Origin of the sequence: Buttiauxella izardii, from assembly GCF_003601925.1 — a bacterium.
In the GTDB taxonomy this organism is placed as follows: Bacteria; Pseudomonadota; Gammaproteobacteria; order Enterobacterales; family Enterobacteriaceae; genus Buttiauxella; species Buttiauxella izardii.
The window spans coordinates 12,664-38,566 of the sequence record NZ_QZWH01000069.1 but is presented as its reverse complement, the minus strand read 5'-3'; the positions used below and the strand labels follow the sequence as shown (position 1 = coordinate 38,566).

The window sequence follows — 25,903 nt, the reverse complement described above, 5'->3', positions numbered from 1 at the left end:
CTGTCTACGGCCCGTTTAGTTTTTTGTCTGATAAACATCCGATTAGCGTGTTATTTTGATGTGCCTACTGGCACAGAGATCGAATTCGTTTACACTGCCGACTTAACGCATGTTGCAGGGATACTGATTATGTTGCGATATTTAAACCAATGCTCCCGAGGGCGTGGTGCCTGGCTTCTTCTGGCATTCACCGCTTTCGCTCTGGAAATGGTGGCATTGTGGTTCCAGCATGTGATGATGCTGAAACCTTGTGTGATGTGTATTTATGAACGTTGTGCGCTGTTTGGCATTATGGGTGCCGGGATTGTCGGTGCGATTGCGCCAAAAACCCCGTTGCGTTATGCCGGGATTGCACTTTGGCTTTACAGCGCCGGGAAAGGTCTGCAATTAGCGTGGGAACACACCATGCTTCAGCTTCACCCTTCCCCGTTTGTAACCTGCGATTTTGCCGCTCGCTTCCCGAGTTGGTTACCGCTTGATAAGTGGTTACCGTCAGTGTTCGTGGCAACAGGTGACTGTTCAGTGCGCCAATGGGAATTCCTGACGCTGGATATGGTGCAGTGGTTGGTGGGGATTTTTGCTATTTTCCTGGTGATTGCCGTGCTGGTTTTGATTGCTCAGCCTTTCAAACCTAAACGCCGCGATCTGTTCGGTCGATAGTTTCATCTTCCAGAAAGACAAAAACCCGCCTAAGGCGGGTTTTTTATTATTAGTGGTCGCGTCGATACAGCTCCCACTGGTCCATCCGTTCTCCACTCGGCAATAAGCAATCGCCGCGCTCGCCCAAATCGGTTTTCACCGTTCTTAATTCACCGCCTTTCGCTAAGCAGTAAACAGAAGCCGGGTTCGGCGTACCGATAACCTGCGGCGGTTTGGGTGCAGTGGGTTCAGATGATGAACAGCCGCTGAGAATGAGCGCCCCAAGCAGTAGTGTTATTTTTTTCATTATTCCTCCGTTATGGAGGCTGAATGGTAACAGTGCAGGAGTGGGGAAAGCAAAACCAGCGGAATACGCTCTTAGCGAGCAGCTACGTTATGTTGATGAATCGCACTCATCGGACGATGAAGGAGGTGCATCCCTGATTTACAGAAGATACAAACAGCGCCATAGGGATTTGTTTCTCGGACATCGTAGGGGGAAGTGCGATACTGTGAACCGCCGCATGACGGACACTTAAATGCTAAATATTGGATAAAAACCTACTTTTATTTGTTATTGAAAGATTACTGTATCAGGGAAAAACAGGTTTGTACGATTTATTTTTACCAATCGGACAAACCCTGGGTGTTTCATCTACTCTAGTAGAATTATTTGGATCCTACAATCCGGTTTTTTCCTGAATTTTTAGCGTCATAAAGCAATTTGTCCGCGCGTTCGAGCAGGTAATCAAGATCTCGCTTGCCATCCGCTTCAACAATACCGCAACTAAATGAAACTTTTAGTGATTCTTCGCGCCATACCCTGTGAGAAACTTCACTGCGCCACTCTTCCATTAATTCATAACATTCCGCGAATGAACAATTGGGGAAGAGAACCACCATTTCTTCGCCACCGAAGCGATAAATAGGATACTCATCGCCCAGCACTCTCGTGCCAATCCGGCAAACATTTTTAAGCACGGTGTCGCCCACCGGGTGCCCAAAGGTATCATTGATGTGTTTAAAATTGTCGAGATCGATGATGGCCAGATGATAGCTAATATTCTTTTTTTGCAATTCAGCAGCGTCCTGCTCAAATTTACGGCGCGTGCCTGCCTGCGTTAAGGTGTCTGTAACAGAAAGAACTTCGACTTCTTTCAGATGCTGATGTTTTTGCACCATGCCTTTATATAAGCTTTCAAAATTCTCGACCTGACTGTTAACTTCCAGGCCGTTGCTGCTCATATACAACAAGCTGACTAAACGTTTGAAATAAATTCGGAATAAGGCAAATAACGTAAAATAAAACAAGGATGATATCAAAATAACCAGGGCCAGTAATTTATACTCAGATTCAAATGTATTGGTATAAGTGGCAATATTCACGGAAGTATAAGCAACCCAATCCGGATTATTATAAGCACGGTAATAGACAATTTTTCCGGTTTCTTCATCGACGAAAGATCCATACCTTTCCGTCGTTTTAGCTAGCCATGAAGCAGGTATTCTTTTTTTAAATACATCATCGGTATTAGCATACATAATAACTATACCACTACGGGACGCGACCTCGAACCTGCCGCTAAAAGGTATAGAAATATCCTGAAGCATCTTGCTCATGGCTTTCATATCGAGATCGAAAGCCACATTCCCTTTTTGCTCGGCATGAGAGTCAAAAATATTCATGCTGACGGTAATGCCTAGTTTTGGCTGATCTTTTGATTTTAACGGTTGTAAGCTTTCATAGGGATCGGAGAAAACTATTTCATCTTTTATTGCGGCATGCGGATACCATGGTCTGACGCTTGGAATGAGTTTATCCATTTGAATCGCAGGATAAATTTTGTACTCATCTGAGACATCAGAAACCAACGCAGACTTAAAATACATCGTAGAATCAACAATTGAAGGGATGACCATATTGAGGTCAATGAAGTCCGAAGATAAATATCTTTCAATGGTATCGCCCTTCATATTATCCGAAAGCGACAGTAATAATAATCGCATTTCATCTACGGGGCGCTCTACACAAGATTTGGCGGAGTTATCTGTAAACCTCCTCATCGCAACGGTAAAATCGGCTTCCTTTTCATATTTAATGTAGAAAAATGCACAAAAGCATATAAAAATAAACGGAATCAACATGACCGACATGTGAATCGTTATAGCCTTATTTGTCGATATTTTATTCATTTATCAAATCGCCGCTAACATTAAATAAAGTCACAATCTCATCCTGGAGACAGTTGCTCATTATTAATCTGGGCGCTGATTATATACAAACTTTGCGAAGATACATTATTTATTATAATATAGTTTACGTTACAATTATTTATCAAATTAATTACGTAAGAGGATCTTATATTTAATTGGGTGTGAGGTATTTCAGAAAAGAATAGCAGCAATATTCTGGCGCTATAACAGATGTCATAACGCCATGAGAAACGCGGGATCAATCAGCCCAGTCAGGCTTATTGAGAATATGGTCCTGCCAGTCACGCACTTCGGACTCTTTGACTGCAATATTTCTCACGGAAATGCGCTCACCATGCATCGCCGCTTTGGAGCCAGTGAGAAGCGGATGCCATGTCGGTAAATCCTTACCTTCCGCCAGTAAACGATACGCACAAGTGTGCGGCAACCATTCAAAGGTGGGCAAATTGTCGCGCGTCAGTTTGATACAGTCCGGTTCGTACTCAAAACGGCGTTCGTAGTTTCTACACTGACAAGTTTTGATATTGAGCTGCTTGCAGGCGACATTAGTGAAGTAAATTTCATCCGAGTCCTCATCCATCAATTTATGCAGGCAGCACTGACCACAGCCGTCGCAGAGGGACTCCCACTCCGCGTCACTCATTTCGTCCAGAGTTTTGCACTGCCAGAACGGTACTGTAGTCATAATGTTTATCCGGTAATAAAAAACAAGCGCACCTTATAAACAGTCTGGGCCACAGATGCAAGTTTTGCCGCCCGCAGGCGGCAAATAGATTAGAGAACGCGGGTGGTCAAAGCCCGTTCAGCAAAGCTGAGTTCCAGCTCGTCACCACTAGTCAATGGCCCCACGCCTTCTGGTGTTCCGGTGAGAATCACATCACCGGCACGCAACGTGAAGAAACGGCTCATGTAGGCAATCAGTGGCACAATCTTGTGGATCATGTCGGAAGTACTGCCTTGCTGGCGAATTTCGCCGTTGATCTTCAATGACAGCGGGGTATTTTGCGGATCGCCTTTGAATTCACTGGCGGGAATAAAACCGGAAATGGGGCATGAGTTATCAAACCCTTTGGCCTTTTCCCACGGTTGCCCGGCTTTTTTGAGTTTGCCTTGTAAATCTCGCAGCGTAAGGTCGAGTGCCACACCGTATCCGGCGATAGCTTTAGTCACATGCTCATCCGTTGCCTGCCGTAAAGTTGAACCAATCAAAATCGCCAGTTCAACTTCATGATGTACCGACCCCAAACCTTGAGGCAGCACCAGCGGCTGGCGAATATCACACAGTGCACTTTCAGGTTTAATAAATAACACCGGTTCATCCGGCGTAGCACTGCCCATCTCTTTAATATGCTTTGCGTAATTACTGCCTACGCACACTACTTTGCTGACCGGAAAATCCAGCAGCGCACCCTGCCAGTTATGATGTTGATACATTCTTTCCTCTGCCTCTGCGTCGTTGTGTCACCTGCTTTTGATACTAGAGAAAAAAATCTCCTCTGAATACTGCTGAATCAGGGCTGCTGTGCAATCGCATCTGCCATTGTCGCGATGCTAATCGCAAAGTAGTAAGAGCGGTTCCAGTGCATAATCGTGCGGAAGTTGTTGTAAACAAGGAACGAGCGCCCCAGGTTGTCGTCAGGCGTGATGACCCAGGCTTTTTGCGAAGATGCGGGTTGTTTGGCACCTTCTTCAAATTTGACGCCTAGTTTTTCCCACTGGCTAACCGTTTTGCCCTGCCCCGTTTTTGTTCCCGCTAATGTGCTGTCAAAATCCACAGGCAAAATGACTGCCGTTCCCCAATCTCCTCCGGCTCTCCAGCCTTCGGTTTTCAGGTAATTCGCGGTTGAGGCGAAAACGTCGCTGGTGTTAGTCCAGATATCGATTTTTCCGTCACCGTCGCCATCCGCGCCATAGCGCAGATATGAACTCGGCATAAATTGGTTTTGGCCCATCGCTCCCGCCCAGGAACCTTTCAGTTCATCGGCAGTAATATGCCCCTGCTCGAGGATTTTTAACGATGACATGAGCTCTTTGGTGAAGAACGCCTCGCGCCGCCCCTCAAACGCCAGGGTTGCCAGCGCCGAGACAATGTCCTCTTTGCCCTGAATTTCACCGAAATGGCTTTCCATCGCCCACAGCGCAACGATGTACTGGCTTTGAACGCCGGTACGGTCACTTATCTCGTTCAACTCACTTTGATGCTGTTTGTACTGCTCACGCGCCAGTTGGATTTTTTCCGGCGTGATGACTCGTGCAAGGTAATCATCGAGCATAATTTTCTTTTCGAGCTGGTTCTGGTCAGATTTTATCACCCGATCAACAAAATGGGCCTTCGCGAATGCGCTGTTGATGGTGTTTTCACTGATGCCCTGCGCTCTCGCTTGTGCTTTAAGGGTTTCAAGATAGGCGGGAAATTCGGCAGGATCACGTCCTTCTTGCGCAAGCGTTGGCGGCGCGGGTTTGGCGTCTGTTTTCCCGGCAACCGGCGCGATAACAGGTGGTTGCGGCTGTGCGCTTGACGACGTTGCACTGCTGATGGAGAGCATAAAGGTGATGACTGTTAAACAAATTGCTGGAGTATTCATCATTTTCCCCGGGTTATTTGTCGTATATATCATCTACCTTTATGTATAGAGAAGATTTAGCGCTAGTCCTAAACTTATTTTTTCGGACTATTTTCCAGATGCATTTTCAACAAGCTTTCTGGCGGCGGGGGTAATTGTAAATAATACCCTTCATCTTTGAGTGCTTGTTTCACTTTTTCAAAATCCGCGTTGGCCAGTTTTTTACTTCCATCAAGCGGCAATATCATTGCTAATTGAGGGGTACCAAAACCTTTCATCAATTCTTCAGGGACACGAGAGAAATCGTCTTTTTTTTCGACATAAAGATAAGTCTGGTCACGTTTACTACTTCTGTAGATCACACAAAACATTTTTTTTACTCTATTTTCGCCAGATGGTGGCTTGCCTGAATATACCTGTGACTATAACATGCCAGATGTACTTCGGAATATCGTCCCACACCGGTGGGGATTAAAACTGAATTGAGTAAGGGCAGGATGTCAAACACGCCAATCGAGTTAAAAGGCAGCAGTTTTACCTTATCAGTGCTTCACTTACATGACGCACAACCCGAGGTGATTCTCCAGGCCCTTCAGGACAAAGTTTCTCAGGCACCCGCCTTTCTGAAAAATGCACCGGTGGTGGTGAATGTTGCCGGCCTTGACGGTTCAGTCAACTGGAAGAAAATCCAGCAAGCCGTGGTTTCTTCTGGTTTACGCGTCGTCGGTATTAGTGGCTGTAAAGACGAGGCGTTAAAGAAAGAAATTGAACGTGCAGGTTTACCCCTGCTGACGGAAGGTAAAGAGAAAAATTCGCGAGCGAAGGCTGCACCCGTTGAGGCTGCGCCTGCTGTCGAACCAATTGTTAACCCTGTCACAAAAACGCGTTTGATTGATACCCCGGTTCGTTCCGGTCAGCGCATTTATGCACCAAACTGTGATTTGATTATCACCAATCATGTCAGTGCCGGTGCAGAACTTATTGCTGATGGTAATATTCATGTTTACGGCATGATGCGTGGCCGTGCCCTGGCAGGCGCCAGTGGCGATCGTGATGCACAAATATTCTGTACAAATCTTGCTGCTGAGTTGGTCTCAATAGCGGGTGAATACTGGCTGAGTGAACAAATACCAGCCGATTATTATGGGAAAGCGGCGCGCCTGAGTCTGGCGAGTGGTGCTCTCTCCGTTCAACCTTTGAATTAAGCCCTTTTAACAAGGAATTCCTTTATGGCACGCATTATTGTTGTTACATCGGGTAAAGGGGGCGTCGGTAAGACCACGTCCAGCGCGGCCATCGCTACGGGTTTGGCCCAGAAGGGAAGAAAAACCGTCGTAATCGATTTTGATATTGGTCTGCGTAATCTGGATTTAATTATGGGTTGCGAACGTCGCGTCGTTTACGACTTCGTGAACGTGATTCAGGGCGATGCCACATTAAACCAGGCGTTAATCAGAGATAAACGCACTGAGCAGCTTTATATTCTGCCTGCATCTCAGACACGCGATAAAGACGCCTTGACTCGCGAAGGCGTGGCGAAGGTTCTGGAAGACCTGAAAAATATGGACTTCGAATTTATCGTTTGTGATTCACCAGCAGGTATCGAAACAGGCGCATTAATGGCGCTCTATTTTGCTGATGAAGCGATTATCACCACCAACCCCGAAGTTTCGTCAGTACGCGACTCTGACCGTATTCTTGGTATTCTTTCGTCTAAGTCTCGCCGTGCAGAAAACGGTGAATCCCCGATTAAAGAACACCTGCTGTTAACTCGCTACAACCCGGGTCGCGTCAACCGCGGCGACATGCTCAGCATGGAAGATGTGCTGGAAATTCTGCGCATTCCGTTGGTCGGGGTTATTCCTGAAGATCAATCTGTGCTGCGTGCTTCAAACCAGGGTGAGCCGGTCATTCTTGACCAGGAAGCTGACGCTGGGCAAGCTTACGCAGATACTGTTGAGCGCCTGCTTGGCGAAGATCGCCCTTTCCGCTTCATTGAAGAAGAGAAGAAAGGCTTCCTCAAACGCCTGTTCGGAGGATAAGTTATGGCATTACTAGACTTTTTTCTCTCACGGAAAAAGAACACCGCCAACATCGCAAAAGAGCGTCTGCAAATCATCGTTGCAGAACGTCGCCGTGGTGATAGTGAACCGCATTATTTACCGCAATTAAAACGCGATATCCTGGAAGTGATTTGCAAATATGTCAAAATCGATCCAGAAATGTTGACCGTCGTCCTTGATCAAAAAGATGACGATATTTCTGTTCTGGAACTTAACGTGACGTTGCCAGAAACTCAGGAAGCAACAACTAAATCTGCGTAGTATTTCTTGCGAAATAAGCCCCCAGGATTTATCGAGGGGGTTTATTTATTTCTATCGACCAGCAAATTCCAAATACAGACTATTCTGAACCGATAATATTTCTATTCCATTATTACAAAACTCATTACTGTAATTATTCCCAGTAATTTGCCTGGGTATTAAAAGTCTGCCAGCAAAGTTTTTAAAGCCTCGCCCATTACACGCCCGCGCCAACCGCTGATTAATTCTGGCTGCGTTGACTGTGTTTTTAATTGCCAGTGCCAGTTTAATAACTGGTTAATTTGTCGGCGTGATGCAAGCAATTCTGCACTTAAGCCACTGGTTTCACTCACCTGCTGCACCAGCGCTTTAATCGCTTTGAACACGCGACGATAACCCGGCATATCCACCAGATTGCTCAAAGGTTCAGGCAGTTCATCATCAGACAGCGCCTGGGCTTCAACAACCAATGCCAGCAGCGCTTTGCCGTGGAAGCGGATTTCGCTGCCGCTCAGGCCCAGATGTTCAAGCTCACCCAACGAACCCGGCATATAACGCGCAACCTGCCAGAGGTGTTCTTCGCGCACCACGAAATTCACCGCCATATCACGCTCACGCGCTTTACGCAGACGCCAGGAGGCCAGTTTCTTCAGGCAGGCTAACTGACGCGTTCTAAGCTGCCATGCATTGCCGATTTCACGCCATGCTTCTTCCGGGTCCAGCACATCCTGACGGCGCGAAGCCATCAAATTGCATTCATCCAGTGCGGCATCCATCCAACCTGCGGCTTGCGTCTCTTCCATTAGCTTATGCGCGATTGGCAGCAAATAAAGCACGTCTGCGGCAGCGTATTCACACTGGCGTTCAGTCAGCGGGCGAGCAATCCAGTCGGTGCGGGATTCGCTTTTATCCAGCGCGATGCCGGTAAAGGATTCGACTATCGTCGCAAAACCGCATGAGAGCGGACGCCCGCTGAAAGCGGCCAGGATCTGCGTATCAATAAACGGATCGGGCAACATCCCAAAAGCATTGAGGAACACTTCCAGGTCTTCGCTACCGGCATGCAGGAACTTAATCACCGCCGTATCCTGCAACAACGCTTTGAACGGCGACCAGTCAGAAATCGTCAACGGGTCGATAAGCGAAGCGGTTTCGCTATCGTAAAGTTGGATCAAACCCAGTTGCGGATAGTAAGTGCGGGTACGAACAAATTCGGTATCCAGCGCAACGGCTGAAAATTGACGAGCCGCTTCGCACACGCGGGCAAGGGCTTCATCGGTCGTAATCATTTGGTAAGTCAAATTCAGTTCTCATAGGTTTGCGCCCATAAAAAACGCCGGCGAACCGGCGTTAGGGCGACTGACTCGGAGCTCAGGCTTTATTGTTGCCTTTACTGACCGATTCGTCACGTAGTTCTCGTCGTAATATTTTACCTACGTTCGATTTTGGCAGTTCTTCGCGGAACTCAACCAGCTTAGGTATTTTGTAGCCGGTCAAATGGCGACGGCAAAACACCACCAGCGCTTCTTCGGTTAACGAGGCATCTTTCTTCACCACGAAAATCTTAACGGCTTCACCAGAAGCGCCACTCGGCACGCCGACCGCAGCCACTTCGAGCACACCGCTGTGCTGCATAACCACGTCTTCGATTTCGTTCGGATAAACATTGAAACCAGAAACCAGAATCATGTCTTTCTTGCGATCGACGATGCGCATAAAGCCCTCTTCGTCCATCACCGCAATATCGCCGGTACGCAGCCAGCCATCTTGCAGAATTTCATCGGTTGCATCCGGGCGTTGCCAATAACCGAGCATCACTTGCGGCCCTTTCACGCACAGTTCACCTGGCTCACCCGGCGGGACTTCTTCGCCTTCATCATCAATCATTTTTACTTCAGTGGACGGCACCGGCAAACCGATACTGCCGCTGTGGTAATCCATATCATGCGGATTAGCACTGACTAACGGCGCGCACTCCGTCAGGCCGTAGCCCTCGAGTAGGAAGCGGCCAGTGAGTTTTTGCCAACGTTCAGCCACCACATGTTGTACTGGCATTCCGCCGCCAGCCGAAAGATGCAGGCTGGAGAAATCGAGCTGCTGGAACTCTTTGTTATTGAGTAGCGCATTAAATAGCGTGTTCACACCGGTCATGGCGGTAAACGGGTATTTCGCCAGTTCTTTAACCAGCCCCGGAATATCACGCGGGTTAGTAATCAGCAAGTTCTGGCCGCCAAGCTCAATAAACAGCAGGCAGTTCATAGTCAGCGCGAAAATGTGATAGAGCGGTAATGCAGTCACCACCAGCTCTTTGCGCTCAAACAGCAACGGGCTATAAGCCGCTCTGACTTGTTCGAGGTTCGCCAGCATATTGCGATGAGTCAGCATCGCGCCTTTCGCCACACCGGTTGTTCCGCCGGTGTATTGCAGGAATGCCAGGTCGGCATTAAGAATTTCCGGCTTAACATATTGCAGGCGATAGCCGTGTTGCAAAGCACTGCGGAAGGAAATGGCATCCGGCAAATGATATTTCGGCACCAGGCGTTTGACGTACTTCACCACGAAGTTAACCAACGTCCCTTTTGCCGCAGAAAGCTGATCGCCCATGCGCGTCAAAATAACGTGTTTGACCTGGGTTTTATCAACCACTTTTTCGAGGGTATGGGCAAAGTTTGAAACGATCACAATCGCGCTGGCACCGCTGTCGTTAAGCTGATGCTCAAGTTCGCGCGGTGTGTAAAGTGGGTTAACGTTCACCACCACCATTCCGGCACGCAAAATACCAAACAACGCCACCGGATATTGCAACAGGTTCGGCATCATTAACGCCACGCGGTCGCCTTTTTGTAGGCCCAGGCCCTGTTGCAAATAAGCAGCAAACGCACGGCTCCGTTCTTCGAGCTTGCGGAACGTCATCACTTCGCCCATGTTCACAAACGCAGGCTGGTCGGCATAACGCGCCGTTGCTTGCTCAAACATATCCACCAAGGACTGATAACGGTCAGGATTTATCTCGGCCGCAACGTCGGCCGGGTAGCGGTTAAGCCAAACCTTCTTCAAGGATCCACCTCTGAATTTATTATTCGTCGTCATCACAACCCCAATATATAAACACGCTGTTAACATAATATTAACTCAGCGTACCAGTTTATTAATTAGACTGGTTTAAGGTTGCGAAGCGCATCACTAATTATTTTTATTCCATGATACCAATAAAGAGGCAGCGGACATGCCGCTGCCTCTTTTACTCATAAATCATGTCGTTACTCGGTAACGATAGTCTGTACCTGTGCCGGGCCAGGATTGTACCATCCGCCGCCCCACATGCCGCCGTAACCGTAACCATGACGGCCACGGTAAGGATACGGTCCGCCCCAGAACCACGGATCGATCGGTTGCGGAGGCATCACCACTTGTTGCGTGATACGCCAGCGTTTGTAGCCGTTCACCTGCATCACCATAAATTTATACGGTGTTTCACCCACTTTGCCTTCTACCGTGCCGGTAATTGGCCCGACGACCGTGACCAGTTGCCCACGGAAGTCGACGGGGTCAAGGAAGCCATTCACGTCGGCGTAAATGCGCCCTTTCGACGGTTCACCCAATTGCGGACGGGCACCTTCGTCGAGGTTTACGGTCGCAATTTCCAGACGCGTTCTGCCCTGTTTGTTATCGATATTCACCACACGGCCACCGAAACGCGCTTCCTGCCCGACGTAAAGCTGAGGTGCGTTCATCACCCGGATTAAATCTTGCTGCGGTGTCGCGCTGGTGCCTTTAATGGCATCGGGAACGGTGACACAACCGCTAAGCATAACAACGGCAGCCACTGCCATTAAACGAGTAACAATCCTGACATGTAAACCAGACATATCCATTCTCCTTAACGCCGCATCGGCTTACGAACGTTGTGAACTATTCTCTGCCTGGAAGCTTCTTCCATGTCACTTCGTTACGCAGATAGACCGGTTCGGCATGTTCTACCGCCACCGTACAACCATCATTTAATGCCTGAATTGCCAAAGGCAACATATCTTCTGCCGCAGGAAGGGTGACTTTGCCATCATGAATGATCAGTCCACTTCCGTGCGCCATATCCGGCCAGGCTTGCCAACCTGTCCCGACTGTAGCCCATTCGCCCTGAAGTTGTTTCAACCGCTCGGCAACCGCTTCAGGCTTTAAAACGGCTTCCGTTTCTTCGCCGTGCCAGACGCCATTTTCATCACGCTGGTACTCGGCCCAGTAAACTTCGCCCATTCGCGCATCAATCGCAGCCAGAACGCGGGTTGCGCCCGTCATGCGCCAGGCCCCTTGCGCCATCGTCGCCAGAGTCGAAATACCAATCATCGGCAATTCTGCCCCGAGCGCCAGCCCTTGGGCGATGCCAATGCCAATGCGCACACCGGTAAAACTACCTGGGCCACGGCCATAAGCAAGCGCATTCAATGCGGTCAGACCAACGCCACCCTCGTTAAGGATGTCACGCACCAGCGGCAGAATACGTTGCGTGTGTTCGCGTGGGCACAGTTCAAAATGGGCGCTAGACTTCCCTTCGTTGTACAGGGCAACTGAACAAGCTTCTGTCGCAGTGTCGATGGCTAAAATTCGCATGGTATTGCCAACCTCTGGCGGAAAAAATAGGGTCAAAAATCGGCGCGCATCATACCATAGCCTGGCACAAATTACTGCTCCGGTCGGAACTTAAGGAACTCAACCGCCCGATTAATATCTCGCGTGCGCGGCGTCGGCGGCAGGCTATTGAGGAACACGGCACCGTAGGGGCGCATCACCAGGCGATTGTCGCAAATCACCAACACACCACGGTCGTCAACATCACGGATTAAACGCCCGACGCCCTGTTTCAGGGTGATAACCGCGTCCGGAAGTTGCACGTCATCAAACGGTTCACCGCCACGCAGGCGGCAATCTTCCATGCGCGCTTTGAGTAAAGGATCGTCCGGCGAGGTAAACGGCAGTTTATCGATAATCACCAGCGAGAGCGCATCACCGCGCACGTCCACCCCTTCCCAGAAACTACTGGTCGCCACCAGCAGGGCATTTCCCGCATCGACAAATTGCTGCAACAACTGGCCTTTGCTGGTTTCGCCTTGCAGTAACACAGGCAACGTCATGGTGGCGCGGAACTGTTCGGCTAAATCGCGCATCATGGCGTGGGAGGTACATAACATAAAGCAGCGACCATTGTTGGCTTCAATCAATGGCTTGAGCATTTTTGCCAGGTGCTTTCCTGCTGCCGGTTGATTGAGTGTCGGTAAGCCACGCGGCACGCACAGCAACGCCTGAGTGGCGTAATCAAACGGGCTGGCGAGCAGCAAAGTTTCTGCATTATCAATGCCGAGGCGGTCGGTAAAGTGGCTGAGTTTGTCGTTTACCGAAAGTGTTGCCGAGGTGAAAATCCAGGTTCCGGCTTTTTCGCTGATCACTTCTTTGAATTTATCGGCCACGGAAAGCGGCGTGAGCGCGAGGGTGAAATTGCGCGCATTGCATTCGTACCAGTAACTGTAGCCCGGTGTGTCGACGTCTTTCAGGCGCTTGATACGCGCCCGCAACGTCACGGTTCGCTCGAAGGCGGCGTCAAGCAAAGCAGAACGGCCCAGCGACATTTTCGCCACGTCGTAACAAAGCTCAAGCGCATCATCGAGCAATAACAGTGCACGCTGGATAGACGGTTCGGCTAAGAGTTCGCGCAGATTGCCGCGATAACCGGGGTCGCCTAGTTTCAGTCTGAAATCCTGAGTGCTTTGCGTCAGGCGGTCGGCACTTTTTTGCAATTGCTGGGCGTCGCGCACTTCGGTGCGGTAAGCAATGGAAATATCTTTGGCGATGTCTAGCAACTGGCGACTGGAGACCGATTGCCCAAAATACTGGCTGGCGATGTCCGGGATTTGATGCGCTTCATCGAAAATCATTACTTCCGCTTCGGGAATCAGTTCCCCAAAACCGCCCTCTTTCACCACCATATCAGCCAGAAAGAGATGGTGATTCACCACCACGACGTCGGAGTCCATGGCTTTTTTACGCGCTTTGACGACGAAGCAGTCTTTGTAGAGCGGGCAGTCTTGCCCCAGGCAGTTGTCGTTAGTGCTGGTGACCAGCGGCCAGACGTTTGAATCTTCCGCCACGCTGCCACAAGTGCTGATATCGCCGTCGACCGTTTCAATCGCCCAGCCGCGTAATTTGACGATATCGCTGAGTGTCTGAACTTGCAGATCCCCGCCCGCCAGCGCATTTTGCTCCAGGCGTTCAAGGCACAAATAGTTAGAGCGGCCTTTTAGCAGCGCCAGCCGACCTTTGAAATCCAGTGCTTTGGCAACCGTGGGTAAATCCCGGGAAAAAAGCTGATCCTGCAACGCCTTTGATCCGGTTGAGATAATGACTTTTTTGCCTGAGCGCAGAGCCGGAGCCAGATACGCATAGGTTTTACCGGTTCCGGTTCCCGCTTCCACCACCAGCTCGCGCCCGGACGCGATAGCTTTGGTGACGGCTTGCGCCATCTGGCGTTGCGGTTCACGCGGTTTAAAACCGGTTATCGCCGTAGCGAGTTGGCCGTCTGCTGCAAAATCGTCTGTCACAATACCCCCTGGGTTTATTGCCAGTGATTATGTCAGTCTGAGCGGTGTTAATCCAGCAAGCCGGTGGAAGCGCCTGGCAGATTGTGGCAGGCTGTTGCGCATTATGAACCAGCAGAGAAGGAAGCAGTGATGAGTATTGTGCGTATAAAACCGGAAGCGCGTTGGTCTGATGCGGTTATCCATAACAACACCCTGTACTACACCGGCGTGCCAGAAAACCTGGATGCGGATGCCTATGAGCAAACCGCCAATACCCTTGCGCAAATCGACACCGTGCTTCTCGAGCAAGGCAGCGACAAAAGTAAAATCCTTGATGCCACTATTTTCCTGCCAGAAGGCAGTGATTTTGCCGCTATGAATAAAGCCTGGGACGAGTGGGTTGTCGCGGGTCACGCGCCGGTGCGTTGTACCGTGCAGGCAAAATTGATGAACCCGCGTTATAAAGTTGAGATTAAAATTATCGCGGCAGTGTGAAGAAATGCGGGTTTCGGCCCGCGTTACGCATTATTTGTCGTCGTCGTTTTCTTCATAATGATCGACGTAGTGTTCTTCTTCGTCGTCATTTTCGTTTTCTTCATCGCTTTCAGCGTCGCCAACATCATCATCTTCAAAGCGCATGGCGACCATTTCACCGGTATGATTGGCACGGATTTCTGCGGCGACGAGCGTAATCGCTTCTCCACTGCTCATGCCGTTAGCCATCAGTTCCTGAATGCGCTCGACTGCTTTCTGCTGTTGCTCATGGGATAATGAGGGTAATCCTGCAAACATTTTCGACTCCTGTTACATTGCCTGGGTTAATTATTTCACGCTGCTGTCAGGGTTTCCAGAGGGTTCACTGGCCTGGCAGAGCTCTGTGTCTATTTTTTAGTTGTGGTTTATGACGTTGCAAACTCTAACTTATCAAACTTTGCCGTGGCATCCGGATGCTGTTCAACACACTTTCAAATCACTGGCGCAGCAACCGTGGGCGATGCTGCTGCATTCCGGCTTCGCTGACCATCCCCATAATCGTTTTGATATTCTGGTGGCTGAACCTGTCGCCACGTTGGTGACTCGCGGCCCTGAAACCACAATTTGCCAGGCGGGTGTGGAATCAACACATCAAAACTGCCCGCTACAACTATTACAGCAAACGCAGGACAGTTTTGGTCATAAACCCGCAACACACCCGGACATCCCCTTTTTAGGCGGTGCTCTGGGCTTGTTTGGTTATGACCTGGGTCGCCACTTTGAAAAGCTACCTGAACATGCGCTGGCGGATATCACCACGCCGGATATGGCAGTAGGGATTTATGACTGGGCGCTGGTCGCCGACCACCAACTAAAACAGCTCACGCTAGTTTGCTGGGGCGATAATTCAGCCCGACTTCACTGGCTTCAATCGCAGATTCCCGCGGCCAGTGAGCCATTCCATCTGACCAGAGAATGGCAGTCAAATATGACCCGCGAGCAGTATGGACTTAAATTCCGTCAGGTACAGGAATATCTCGAGAGTGGCGATTGCTATCAGATCAATCTCGCACAGCGTTTTCACGCCAGTTATGAAGGCGACGAGTGGCAAGCATTTGAGCGACTGAATGCTGCAAACCGTGCGCCATTTAGCGCGTTTATTCGTTTACCGGAAAGCGCAATTTTAAGTCTGTCACCGGAGCGGTTTATTCTGCTCGAAGACAAAAATATCCAGACGCGCCCAATTAAAGGCACCCTACCGCGCCTTGAAGATCCGGTTGCCGATGCGCAGCAGGCTGAGACGCTGGCAAATTCGCCGAAGGATCGCGCTGAAAACCTGATGATTGTTGATTTGCTGCGTAATGATATTGGCCGCGTCGCCGTGCCCGGCAGCGTAAAAGTCCCGGAGCTGTTTGTCGTCGAACCCTTCCCGGCGGTGCATCACCTGGTGAGCACGATTACCGCGCAACTTCCTGCACATTTACAGGCGACTGATTTGCTCCGTGCTTGCTTCCCCGGTGGCTCGATTACCGGTGCACCGAAAGTGCGAGCCATGGAAATCATTGAAGAACTGGAGCCACAGCGCCGCAACGCCTGGTGTGGAAGCATTGGCTATTTGAGCTTCTGCGGCAATATGGACACCAGCATCACCATCCGCACATTGACTGCGGAAAACGGCAAACTGTATTGCTCCGCAGGCGGCGGCATTGTGGCCGACAGTGTTGAATCTGCGGAATATCAGGAAACTTTTGATAAAGTTAATCGTATCTTGCCGCAACTAGAGAGTTGAAGTGATGTCTGGTTTGTCCCTGAGCATGAATGATTTTTTATCGCGTTTTCAGCTGTTGCAACCACCTGCGACCAAACTGAGCGGCAATAAGCGCCAGGCCGCCGTGCTGATCCCTATTGTGCGTCGCCCACAGCCGGGGCTTTTGCTGACACAGCGCTCGGCGATGATGCGCAAACATGCCGGGCAAGTCGCTTTCCCCGGCGGTGCGGTGGACGATACCGACGAGTCTTTGATTGCTGCCGCCCTGCGCGAAGCCTGGGAGGAAGTGGCTATTTCACCGGATAGCGTTGAAGTGATCGGCACGCTCCCGCCCGTGGATAGCGTGACGGGATTTCAGGTCACTCCCGTGGTGGGCATCATCCCGCCTAATCTGCCGTATCAGGCCAGTGAAGATGAAGTGGCGGCGGTGTTTGAAATGCCGCTGATGGAGGCATTAACGCTCGGACGCTATCATCCACTGGACATTCACCGCCGTGGCAATGCCCATCGCGTCTGGCTTTCCTGGTATCAACACTACTTTGTCTGGGGGATGACGGCCGGAATCATCCGTGAGTTAGCTTTACAGATAGGCGTGGAAGCTTGATCACTCTTTAATTCTGAGAAAACGGCTATATTTAGCAGAGTGTCTCGCCGCGGTTTAGCTGCCATTAGTGTAGCTAAAGTTAAGCATTAGTTTAATTCATGTGAATAGTTTACTACGGTGAGCAATAAATTTTTAAACTAGCTAACTGTGATTTTGCAGCAGCAAATTTTATATACCCGGTAGTCTTTAAGGAGTTTTATCGTGATTAGCATCTTCGACATGTTCAAAGTCGGCATTGGGCCATCCAGTTCCCATACCGTCGGCCCGATGAAGGCCGGTAAGTTATTTGTCGATGACCTGGTCGAAAAAGGATTACTGGAAAGCACGACGCGCATTGCGGTCGATGTTTACGGTTCCCTGTCGCTGACAGGTAAAGGGCACCATACCGATATCGCCATTATTATGGGTCTTGCCGGTAACGAGCCTGCCACCGTGGATATTGATTCCATCCCGGCGTTTATCCGTGATGTCGAAACCCGCGAGCGTTTGTGGCTGGCCCAGGGTCGCCATGAAGTCGATTTCCCGAAAGATTCCGGCATGTGTTTCCGTAACGACAACTTGTCGCTGCATGAAAACGGCATGACCGTCCACGCGTTCAGTGGCGAGCAAGAGATCTACACCAAAACTTATTATTCCATCGGCGGTGGTTTTATCGTTGATGAAGAAAACTTCGGCAAAGATGCCGTTGACGAAATCGTGGTGCCTTACTCGTTTAATTCCGCCGAAGAAATGCTGAATCATTGCAAAGAGACAGGCATGTCGTTGTCTGGCGTGATTATGCAGAACGAACTGGCGCTGCACAGTCGCAAAGAAATCGAAGAGTATTTTGCCAACGTCTGGCAGACCATGCGCGCCTGTATCGACCGTGGTGTGAATACAGAAGGCGTGTTGCCTGGCCCACTGCGCGTGCCGCGTCGTGCATCCGCGCTGCGCCGCATGTTAGTTTCCAGCGATAAACTCTCCAACGACCCAATGAACGTGATCGACTGGGTGAACATGTTTGCGCTGGCGGTTAACGAAGAAAACGCCGCTGGCGGACGTGTGGTTACGGCTCCGACTAACGGCGCATGCGGGATTGTTCCGGCGGTTCTGGCCTACTACGATCACTTTATCGAATCGGTCAGCCCGGATACCTATATCCGTTACTTCCTCGCCTCCGGTGCGATTGGCGCGTTGTATAAAATGAACGCGTCTATTTCTGGTGCAGAAGTTGGCTGCCAGGGTGAAGTCGGTGTGGCATGTTCAATGGCTGCTGCTGGCCTGGCTGAAATCCTCGGCGCAAGCCCGGAGCAAGTTTGTGTTGCTGCGGAAATCGGCATGGAACACAACCTCGGCTTGACCTGCGACCCGGTCGCTGGCCAGGTTCAGGTGCCGTGTATCGAACGTAACGCCATTGCTTCCGTAAAAGCGATCAACGCCACGCGCATGGCGATGCGCCGCACCAGCGAGCCACGCGTGTCACTCGATAAAGTCATCGAAACCATGTACGAAACAGGCAAAGACATGAACGCCAAATACCGTGAAACTTCACGCGGCGGCCTGGCGATTAAAGTGCAGTGTGATTAAAAGTACTGTGTGACTCATCCCCTGAATGGCCCCCTGAAAAGCGGGCCATTTTCTTTTACCAAGGGTAATTCTGGCATTGCTGTCGCAGCGCTAATAAGAATTGCCTGGCAGTAGCCGTCAAATCCGATTTCTGCGACCAGATCACGCAATACTGCGCCGATGGCAACGTGGTGATCGGCAACACCGTCAACCGGTCTTGCAAAAACAACGGCGTGCTCATGGCTCTGGCGACTATCGTCAGATAATCCGAATGCAACACCATATTCAGCCCACAAATCACCGAGTCCGTGCGAATCGGCGCTTCATGCATCTGACCGTAAAACTCGTTAAGTTCATCCTGAAGCTGTTGGTAATAACCGATATTCGCTTCCGGCAGCAACCATTTAGCCCTGCTCAATTCAGCCAGCGATGTGGCTCCTTCAAGCGGATGCCCACGCCGGGCAATCACACAAAATGGCGCACTAAACAGCGGCTCAACAATCACATCTTCCGGGACTTTAGCCGGGTTGATGGTGCCGATGGCTAAATCCAGCTCCCCTTGTTGCAGCAACGGGAGCAACGTGGCTAATTGCCCTTCTTTAATGCGCAAACTCGCCTGCGGCAGACGTGATTTAAAGCTATCGGCTACAGCGGGGAAAACACTCAGTGCAATCAGCGATGAGAAGCCGATATTCAGCTTGCCCTGGGAAAAGTGGTTAATCTGTTCAACTTCTTCGGCAGCGCGTTGTAACTCCTCCAGAATCCACTCAGCCCGCCGGGCAAACGCCTCTCCGGCTTCGGTTAAGGTGATGCCTTCGTTGCCGCGCAAAAATAGTTGCACGGATAAAACTTGCTCCAGCTCTCGTAACGTCCGGCTGACCGCGGGCTGAGATTGCCCCATCACCCTTGCCGCCCCACGGATGCTGCGGCTGCGCACCACTTGCCTGAAGACATGCAATTGCTGCATTTTCGGCAGATATTTCATATGCACCCCCTATCAACAAAAAGCATCACCCCAAACAAAATTGCATCTTTTACGGGATTACCCGCACTGCTTATATAGCTATCAGAGTTCGCTGTATGAACATGAAAACCGACGGGCCATTCGCCCGCTGGCACGGAATTCCGCAAAAGGGTCCGCAAGATGAAAAAGAATCACTCCTTGATGATTTTCCTGTTATTTCTGGGCTATGTCATTGTCTATATAGATAAAACGGTGATGGGCTTCGCATTATTGCCTATCGAAAAAGAGTTCGGCGTTTCTACCCAGCAATTAGGTTATATCACCGGTATTTTCTTCCTCTCCTATTCGCTGTTTCAAATTCCCGCCGGTTGGTTAAATGACCGCATCGGTTTTCGCACCATGCTGGTGGCTTCGCTCTGCCTGCTCGGTGGTTTTGCCCTGTGCTTCGGCGTGCTCGGGCTGAGTTTTGGCATGTTGATTGTGTTCCGCTTCCTTTCTGGAATTGGGCATTCGGGCTATCCGTGCTCTTGCGCTAAAGCGGTGGTCAGTAATTTCAGCGTTGAGAAAAGGACATTTGCTCAGTCGATTTTGCTGTCATCGGCAGGCCTTGCGATGACCATCGGCCCGATGGTTGCCGTGAGTGCATTAACGCATATCGGCTGGCGGGGTTCATTTGCCGGTTTAGGTTTGATGGCCTGTGCGGTCGCTATTGTGATTTTTATGCTGGTGCAAAAGCCGCAGGCTACCGCCAAAACCACTTCTACCGTCAGTTACCGAACGCTGCTGAAAAACCCGACGGTGATTCTGCTATTCGTCTCTATTTTCTGCATCAATATTCCAAGTTATGGATTGATGGCCTGGCTGCCTAAATTCCTTGTGCAACAGCGCCATATGCCGCTCGAAACCTCCGGGCTGGTGATTGCCGCTGGCGGTTTGGGGATTTGGATTTCCTCTCTGGGAACGGGTTGGCTGGTCGGTAAGTATTTCCAGGGACGCGAGCCGTTGGTCATTGTCGCTTGTTCTGTCGCCAGCGCTCTGTGCATATTCACCATTTACCATATGGCTTCACCTGTTGCCGCCAGTGCGTTCTTGTTCCTGGGCCAGGTCTTTTTGATGGGCAGTTTTGTCACCGCCTTTACCTTGCCGATGAAACGCCTGCCAGTGGAAACCATGGGTGCCGCAATTGGTCTGATCAATACCGGTGGCACGCTGGGGGGATTCGTCTCGCCTATCGTGATGGGTTATTTGATTAGCACCAGCCAGGACTACCACACAACTTTTATCTTCTTATCCCTTTCGATGATTTGCGCCGCGTTAGCCGTCGTGCCGTTGATGGCAAAGAAAACTGCGCTAAACACTGTGACCGAATAACGGAGCCATTATGACTTTCAATATTGATATTCTGACCGAAGAAGTTGCCCATGATGTATCGCGCTGGCGTCAGCATATTCACGCTAACCCGTGTCTCTCGTTTCAGGAACAAGCCACTGCGGATTATATCGCCGCAGAATTGGCAAATTTCGGCCCGTTGCAGTTACGCCGCTTAACACCCAACAGCGTAGTCGCAGAATTAAAGGGTAAACATCCCGGCCCGGTGTGGGCATTGCGGGCCGATATTGACGCGCTTCCTTTGCAGGAAGAGAGCGGTGAAACCTTCTCGTCATGCAAGCCTGGCGTGATGCATGCCTGTGGGCATGATGCGCATACCGCCATGTTAATGGGCGCGGCAAAAGTGCTGTGCCATTTCCAGGATAAGCTCAAAGGTTCGGTGCGTTTTATTTTCCAGCACGCGGAAGAAGTGCCGCCGGGTGGTGCGCAGGAGCTGGTGAATCTCGGCGTGTTGGACAATGTGGAATACATTTTCGGCCTGCATGTGATGCCCGACAAACCGACACAAACACTGTCGCTCAAAGAAGGTGTGTTCAGTGCATCGAGTGATAATTTCGATATTGTGATCACCGGCAAAGGCGGCCATGGTTCGATGCCGCATTTATGCGTGGACCCCATTGTGATTGGTGCCGAAGTCGTCAGCGCATTACAGCAGGTCGTGGCGCGTAAGGTAGATCCGCTCCACACCCCTGTTTTAACTATCGCCACTTTCCAGTCGGGCGAAAGCTACAACGTTATCCCGAATAGCGCACATCTGGCGGGAACTTTGCGCACCCACAATCAACAGGTTCGTGAGCTTGTGCCGCAACTGATGGAGCAAGTGATTTCAGGGATTGTTGCCGCTCACGGCGCAAGTTTTGATATCCAGTGGCAACCGGGTTATGCGGTGGGTAACAATCACCCTGCCGCCTGTGAAATCGCCCGTAAAGTCATTGATCAGCATTTCCCGGCGCAGACGCTGCAAACGGTCACGGCGCCGCTATTTGGTAGCGAAGATTTCTCTTCTTATCAGCAACACGTTCCGGGCTGCTTTATTTTCGTCGGCTCCAGAAATCCCGAAATCGGTGCAGTGTGGAATGTCCATAATCCTCACTTCCGACTGGATGAAGAAGCGATGAAAGTCGGCGTTAAAACACACCTCAGTTTGATTAGCCCGCTTATCGTTTAACTCACTATTTTGGCAGCACTCACCAAACGGTGCTGTCGAGTCAGCATAACGTATGATTTTTGCAACCTAAGTCCAAACCCCCACTACACTTTGTATGTTCTGCGTGCCGATTTCGGTCGCGGTTCCATACAAGGTGGAAACAGGATGCAGACGGCTCAGCGCATTTTAAAAGGTTATCGCCGCAGGCGTTTAATTGTCTGTGTTGCGTTAGCTGTTCTGGCGCTGTTTGTGACTCTTGGCGCCCGTTACGTATCCGAGAGAAACGACAATGAACAACGGCTGCAGGCGTTTAACCAACGTGTGATTAGCACCATCGAAAGCATTCTGGCCCCACTTGAACAGGCCAATAAAGATGTCCTGCCGCTGGTCGGAATGCCTTGCCAGGCTGCCCAGCTAAAAATGCGCGAGCATGCCGCGCGTTTGCAAACAGTGCGCTCCATCGGGCTTATCAAAGGGGGCATTCTTTATTGTTCAAGTATTTTTGGTGAACGTGCCGTACCGATTAACCTGCTGCAGCCACGACTCCCTTCCGCACAACCGCTGTTATTTCTTTCCGTTGATCATTCATTGCTGAAAGGAACACCGGTTTTATTATCCTGGATGCCGCTGGCAAACAGCCGCCACGATGGCGTGATGCAGATTATTAATATTGAGTTGCTGACCGGATTAATTCTCGAGCCTGAACGCCCGTGGGTATCGCGTGCGGTGCTGAACGTTTCTGATTCGCACCTTGAATATGGCAAAGGTTTGTTGCAGCGAATTAGCATGGATCAAGGCGAGGTCAGCCGTGAGATGGCTTCTGAAAAGTTTGCGTTTTCCGTCACCACCATTGGCCCTGCCGCCGGTGCGTTGGCATTAAGTCATTTGCCAACCCAACTCCCTTTGGCCCTCATCCTCAGCATGTTGATTGGTTACATCGCCTGGCTGGCGACAGCGAACCGCATGAGTTTTTCATGGGAAATTAACGTGGGACTTGCGTCGCATGAGTTCGCGGTCTTTTGCCAGCCACTGGTGAGCGCGCGAAATTTGCAGTGTGTCGGTGTCGAACTGCTGTTGCGATGGCACAATCCGCGCCAGGGTTGGATCTCGCCGGATGTCTTTATTCCCCTCGCCGAGCAGCAAAATTTAATCGCACCGCTGACTCGCTTCGTGCTTGAGGAAACCGTTCGTCAAATTGATATTTTCCCAAAATCACGCGATTTCCACATCGGTATTAACGTCGCCGCCAGCCACTTCCACGAAGGCGAAATTATCGCTGATTTGCGGCGCTATTGGTTCCCGGCAAAAGCCATTCAAAAGCTGACGCTGGAATTAACCGAGCGTGATGCTTTACCGGATGTCGATCATCGTGTGGTGCGCGATTTGCACCGAATGGGTGTGGATTTGGCGATCGACGATTTTGGCACCGGGCAAAGTTCGCTGGCTTACCTGGAAACGCTTAATCCCAATGTGCTGAAAATAGACAAGTCTTTTACTGCGGCTATTGGTACGGATGCGGTGAACTCGACAGTCACCGATATTATTATCGCGCTGGCGCAGAGGCTAGGAATTGATTTGGTGGCTGAGGGTGTTGAAACGCCTGAGCAGGCAGAATACCTGCGCCGCCATGGCGTGAATGTGCTGCAAGGTTATTTATACGCGCGGCCAATGCCGTTGAGTGAGTTTCCTCGTTGGCTGAGGGGGAATAATTCTCCCCCTCCGCGCCGTAATGGGCACCCGATCCCGGTTATCCCGTTACGCTAAATTACTCTTGTTCGTCTTCGTGCTCAGAGCGTTCTTTCACCACGCGAACCAGGTCTACGCGGTAATCGTTGGCTTCAATAATCTGAATGCGAAGCGGAGCGACTTCTAAAATGTCACCCACTTTCGGGATTTGACCATTTACCGCAATAACCAGACCCGCAATCGAGGCGATATCTTCGTCATCATCCACCAGGGTGTTGATATCCAGGTGCTGCTGAATCGCATGCAGGTCGGTTGAACCTTTGACTAACCAGCCATCGCCATCACGCACGATTTCCGGCGTTTCGTCAGCATCCGGGAATTCACCAGCAATCGCTTCGAGAACATCCAGCGGCGTGACCAGGCCCTGCACCACACCAAATTCGTTGTTCACAATAACGAAGCTGCCGCGAGCACGGCGCAACACGCCTAGCAGGTTGATTGGGTCAAGGGTTTCGGGGACAACAATAGCCGGAGACTGCGCAGCAATCGCAGCCACATCACCGCCATTTTCCAGCGCCACCAGCAACTCTTTCGCACGCACGATACCGATGATTTCATCGAGTTCGCCACGACAAACCGGGAACAAACTGTGCGGAGATTCCAACAATTGCTCACGGATTTCTGCGGTCGATTTATAAGCATCAACCCAGGAAATTTCACCGCGTGGCGTCATGATGCTGCGCAATGAACGAGATGCCAGCGTCAGCACACCGTTAATCATGTAACGCTCTTCCGCTGCGAAAGATTCAGCTTCAATCGGCGTGATAGTTTTGTTGTCTTCATTCTGCGAACGCTCCTGGCGTTTGCCGTTCATCAGTCGCAAAATCGCGTCAGCCGTACGCGCACGTAGCGGGACATTTGACTGATGACGAATAAAGTTACGGCGCGCAATCTGGTTGAAGAATTCGATAATTATCGAGAAACCAATCGCCGCGTAGAGATAGCCTTTAGGAATATGGAACCCGAAACCTTCGGCCACCAGACTCAGACCAATCATCAACAAGAAGCTCAGGCACAGCACCACGACCGTAGGATGTTGGTTAACAAAGTTCGTTAACGGTTTCGACGCCAACAGCATCACACCCATCGCGATAACCACCGCCGCCATCATCACTGGCAGATGGTTTACCATTCCCACTGCGGTAATCACCGCATCGAGTGAGAACACCGCGTCAAGCACCACAATCTGCAATACCACGACCCAGAAACTGGCGTAACCCTTTCCATGCCCATCATCATGCTGGCGATTTTCTAGCCGCTCATGCAACTCTGTTGTGGCTTTGAACAGCAAGAACAGGCCACCAAAGAGCATGATCAGGTCACGCCCTGAGAACGTCAGGTTTGCGACGGTAAACAGCGGTTGGGTGAGCGTCACCATCCATGAAATTAATGACAGCAAACCGAGTCGCATGATCAAAGCAAGGGATAAACCGATAAGTCGGGCTTTATCTCGTTGTTTCGGCGGCAGTTTATCCGCAAGGATGGCAATGAAAACCAGGTTATCAATACCCAGCACTATTTCCAGCACAATCAGCGTCAGTAAACCCACCCATATCTGGGGGTCCATTAAGAGTTCCATGACAAGCTCCTGCTTTGGGAATAATTAAGCAGCATCACGCATACAGCGGACGCAGAGATAGGTTTTAAGGTATTAACGGGGCGTGAAACGCCAATGTGAAGGACTGAATATTCAGGCCTGATATTGAAAAGACGTCGGTGACGGTCCATACGGTGGGCTACTGCCCTTTACTCCTTGGTAATTAAACGAGAGGCAAACAATATCAGAGCAAAATGCCCTTTTGCAAAGATTTACCTGATTTTGCAATTTTTCTGTCATTGACCAGGGGCATAATTTGTCTCGCGAAACATTAAGTTGGTAGCAAAGCTAAATTACGGATCTTCATCACATAAAATATTTTTTTCACTGACTAAAATAAATCCGTCTTAAGTTACACATCTTTACTCATACCGTTATCT

General features: G+C 50.3%; 25 protein-coding genes and 1 pseudogene. 11 read left to right on the top strand and 15 right to left on the bottom strand.

Annotation, left to right across the window (positions count from 1 at the left end; all coding sequences use genetic code 11):
- Positions 1-129 precede the first annotated feature (129 nt).
- The gene (gene dsbB, locus D6029_RS22020; protein WP_120066805.1) at positions 130-660 is read left to right on the top strand and encodes a disulfide bond formation protein DsbB; all 531 of its coding nucleotides are present in this window, start codon (positions 130-132) and stop codon (positions 658-660) included.
- A gap of 49 nt (positions 661-709) precedes the next feature.
- Here dsbB and D6029_RS22015 read toward each other — a convergent pair whose 3' ends face one another.
- The 7 genes from D6029_RS22015 to D6029_RS21990 all read right to left on the bottom strand — a co-directional run bounded on the left by D6029_RS22015 (position 710) and on the right by D6029_RS21990 (position 5,788).
- A complete protein-coding gene (locus tag D6029_RS22015) occupies positions 710-946 on the bottom strand; it encodes a putative hemolysin (RefSeq protein ID WP_120066804.1) in 237 nt (78 codons plus the stop codon).
- Between the two features lie 71 nt (positions 947-1,017).
- The gene (ymcF, locus tag D6029_RS22730) at positions 1,018-1,194 is read right to left on the bottom strand and encodes a cold shock small protein YmcF (protein WP_418230286.1); all 177 of its coding nucleotides are present in this window, start codon (positions 1,192-1,194) and stop codon (positions 1,018-1,020) included.
- A gap of 114 nt (positions 1,195-1,308) precedes the next feature.
- Complete coding sequence (locus D6029_RS22010; protein WP_120066803.1) at positions 1,309-2,832, bottom strand: sensor domain-containing diguanylate cyclase; 1,524 nt, start codon at positions 2,830-2,832, stop codon at positions 1,309-1,311.
- 259 nt (positions 2,833-3,091) lie between these two features.
- Complete coding sequence (locus D6029_RS22005; protein WP_120066802.1) at positions 3,092-3,538, bottom strand: YcgN family cysteine cluster protein; 447 nt, start codon at positions 3,536-3,538, stop codon at positions 3,092-3,094.
- Positions 3,539-3,627: 89 nt separating this feature from the next.
- The gene (locus tag D6029_RS22000; protein WP_120066801.1) at positions 3,628-4,287 is read right to left on the bottom strand and encodes a fumarylacetoacetate hydrolase family protein; all 660 of its coding nucleotides are present in this window, start codon (positions 4,285-4,287) and stop codon (positions 3,628-3,630) included.
- 77 nt (positions 4,288-4,364) lie between these two features.
- Positions 4,365-5,441 carry a lytic murein transglycosylase gene (locus D6029_RS21995; RefSeq protein ID WP_120066800.1) on the bottom strand — a complete coding sequence of 359 codons (1,077 nt, stop codon included), beginning with the start codon at positions 5,439-5,441 and terminating at the stop codon, positions 4,365-4,367.
- A 71-nt stretch (positions 5,442-5,512) separates the two neighbouring features.
- The gene (locus D6029_RS21990; protein ID WP_120066799.1) at positions 5,513-5,788 is read right to left on the bottom strand and encodes a YcgL domain-containing protein; all 276 of its coding nucleotides are present in this window, start codon (positions 5,786-5,788) and stop codon (positions 5,513-5,515) included.
- A 126-nt stretch (positions 5,789-5,914) separates the two neighbouring features.
- Between D6029_RS21990 and minC the strand changes: the two genes are divergently transcribed.
- From minC to minE, 3 genes are read left to right on the top strand one after another with little or no spacing between them, the layout of a single operon-like run.
- Entirely contained in the window at positions 5,915-6,622 is a 708-nt protein-coding gene (minC, locus tag D6029_RS21985; RefSeq protein ID WP_120066798.1) for a septum site-determining protein MinC, read from the top strand.
- A gap of 24 nt (positions 6,623-6,646) precedes the next feature.
- The gene (minD, locus tag D6029_RS21980) at positions 6,647-7,459 is read left to right on the top strand and encodes a septum site-determining protein MinD (protein ID WP_120066797.1); all 813 of its coding nucleotides are present in this window, start codon (positions 6,647-6,649) and stop codon (positions 7,457-7,459) included.
- A gap of 3 nt (positions 7,460-7,462) precedes the next feature.
- On the top strand, positions 7,463-7,741 hold the full coding sequence (gene minE / locus D6029_RS21975; RefSeq protein ID WP_034455225.1) for a cell division topological specificity factor MinE: 279 nt from the start codon (positions 7,463-7,465) through the stop codon (positions 7,739-7,741).
- Positions 7,742-7,899: 158 nt separating this feature from the next.
- Here the strand turns inward: minE and rnd are convergent, their stop codons facing one another.
- The 5 genes from rnd to D6029_RS21945 form a co-directional block, all read right to left on the bottom strand.
- Positions 7,900-9,021, bottom strand: a complete 1,122-nt coding sequence (gene rnd / locus D6029_RS21970; RefSeq protein ID WP_208642708.1) for a ribonuclease D — start codon at positions 9,019-9,021, stop codon at positions 7,900-7,902.
- A gap of 70 nt (positions 9,022-9,091) precedes the next feature.
- Positions 9,092-10,777 carry a long-chain-fatty-acid--CoA ligase FadD gene (fadD, locus tag D6029_RS21965; protein ID WP_147365258.1) on the bottom strand — a complete coding sequence of 562 codons (1,686 nt, stop codon included), beginning with the start codon at positions 10,775-10,777 and terminating at the stop codon, positions 9,092-9,094.
- A gap of 203 nt (positions 10,778-10,980) precedes the next feature.
- Positions 10,981-11,553 carry a Slp family lipoprotein gene (locus D6029_RS21955; RefSeq protein ID WP_120066817.1) on the bottom strand — a complete coding sequence of 191 codons (573 nt, stop codon included), beginning with the start codon at positions 11,551-11,553 and terminating at the stop codon, positions 10,981-10,983.
- A gap of 79 nt (positions 11,554-11,632) precedes the next feature.
- Positions 11,633-12,328: a tRNA (adenosine(37)-N6)-threonylcarbamoyltransferase complex dimerization subunit type 1 TsaB gene (gene tsaB / locus D6029_RS21950; RefSeq protein WP_120066794.1), complete on the bottom strand. Its 696-nt coding sequence runs from the start codon at positions 12,326-12,328 to the stop codon at positions 11,633-11,635.
- Positions 12,329-12,399: 71 nt separating this feature from the next.
- Positions 12,400-14,310: an ATP-dependent DNA helicase gene (locus tag D6029_RS21945; RefSeq protein WP_120066793.1), complete on the bottom strand. Its 1,911-nt coding sequence runs from the start codon at positions 14,308-14,310 to the stop codon at positions 12,400-12,402.
- A 129-nt stretch (positions 14,311-14,439) separates the two neighbouring features.
- Here D6029_RS21945 and D6029_RS21940 point away from each other — a divergent pair, with 129 nt between their 5' ends.
- Positions 14,440-14,784: a RidA family protein gene (locus tag D6029_RS21940; protein ID WP_120066792.1), complete on the top strand. Its 345-nt coding sequence runs from the start codon at positions 14,440-14,442 to the stop codon at positions 14,782-14,784.
- Positions 14,785-14,907: 123 nt separating this feature from the next.
- Here D6029_RS21940 and D6029_RS21935 read toward each other — a convergent pair.
- A pseudogene (locus tag D6029_RS21935) lies at positions 14,908-15,081 on the bottom strand (YoaH family protein); the annotation flags it as partial.
- A gap of 115 nt (positions 15,082-15,196) precedes the next feature.
- On the opposite strand from D6029_RS21935, the gene pabB reads away from it, so the two are divergent.
- The 3 genes from pabB (at position 15,197) to sdaA (ending at position 18,701) form a co-directional block, all read left to right on the top strand.
- Complete coding sequence (pabB, locus tag D6029_RS21930) at positions 15,197-16,552, top strand: aminodeoxychorismate synthase component 1 (RefSeq protein ID WP_335671921.1); 1,356 nt, start codon at positions 15,197-15,199, stop codon at positions 16,550-16,552.
- Positions 16,553-16,556: 4 nt separating this feature from the next.
- A complete protein-coding gene (locus D6029_RS21925) occupies positions 16,557-17,135 on the top strand; it encodes a CoA pyrophosphatase (RefSeq protein WP_120066789.1) in 579 nt (192 codons plus the stop codon).
- A 201-nt stretch (positions 17,136-17,336) separates the two neighbouring features.
- Complete coding sequence (gene sdaA / locus D6029_RS21920; protein WP_120066788.1) at positions 17,337-18,701, top strand: L-serine ammonia-lyase; 1,365 nt, start codon at positions 17,337-17,339, stop codon at positions 18,699-18,701.
- A 55-nt stretch (positions 18,702-18,756) separates the two neighbouring features.
- Here sdaA and D6029_RS21915 read toward each other — a convergent pair whose 3' ends face one another.
- Positions 18,757-19,665, bottom strand: a complete 909-nt coding sequence (locus D6029_RS21915) for a LysR substrate-binding domain-containing protein (protein ID WP_120066787.1) — start codon at positions 19,663-19,665, stop codon at positions 18,757-18,759.
- 159 nt (positions 19,666-19,824) lie between these two features.
- Between D6029_RS21915 and D6029_RS21910 the strand changes: the two genes are divergently transcribed.
- From D6029_RS21910 to D6029_RS21900, 3 genes are all read left to right on the top strand, one after another.
- Positions 19,825-21,015 carry an MFS transporter gene (locus D6029_RS21910; protein ID WP_120066786.1) on the top strand — a complete coding sequence of 397 codons (1,191 nt, stop codon included), beginning with the start codon at positions 19,825-19,827 and terminating at the stop codon, positions 21,013-21,015.
- 10 nt (positions 21,016-21,025) lie between these two features.
- Positions 21,026-22,201: an amidohydrolase gene (locus D6029_RS21905; RefSeq protein WP_120066785.1), complete on the top strand. Its 1,176-nt coding sequence runs from the start codon at positions 21,026-21,028 to the stop codon at positions 22,199-22,201.
- Between the two features lie 144 nt (positions 22,202-22,345).
- Positions 22,346-23,944, top strand: coding sequence for an EAL domain-containing protein (locus D6029_RS21900; protein ID WP_120066784.1), 1,599 nt, complete (start codon positions 22,346-22,348; stop codon positions 23,942-23,944).
- 1 nt (position 23,945) lies between these two features.
- On the opposite strand, the gene yoaE is transcribed toward D6029_RS21900, so the two are convergent.
- Positions 23,946-25,505 carry a CNNM family cation transport protein YoaE gene (yoaE, locus tag D6029_RS21895; protein WP_120066783.1) on the bottom strand — a complete coding sequence of 520 codons (1,560 nt, stop codon included), beginning with the start codon at positions 25,503-25,505 and terminating at the stop codon, positions 23,946-23,948.
- Between the last annotated feature and the right edge of the window lie 398 nt (positions 25,506-25,903).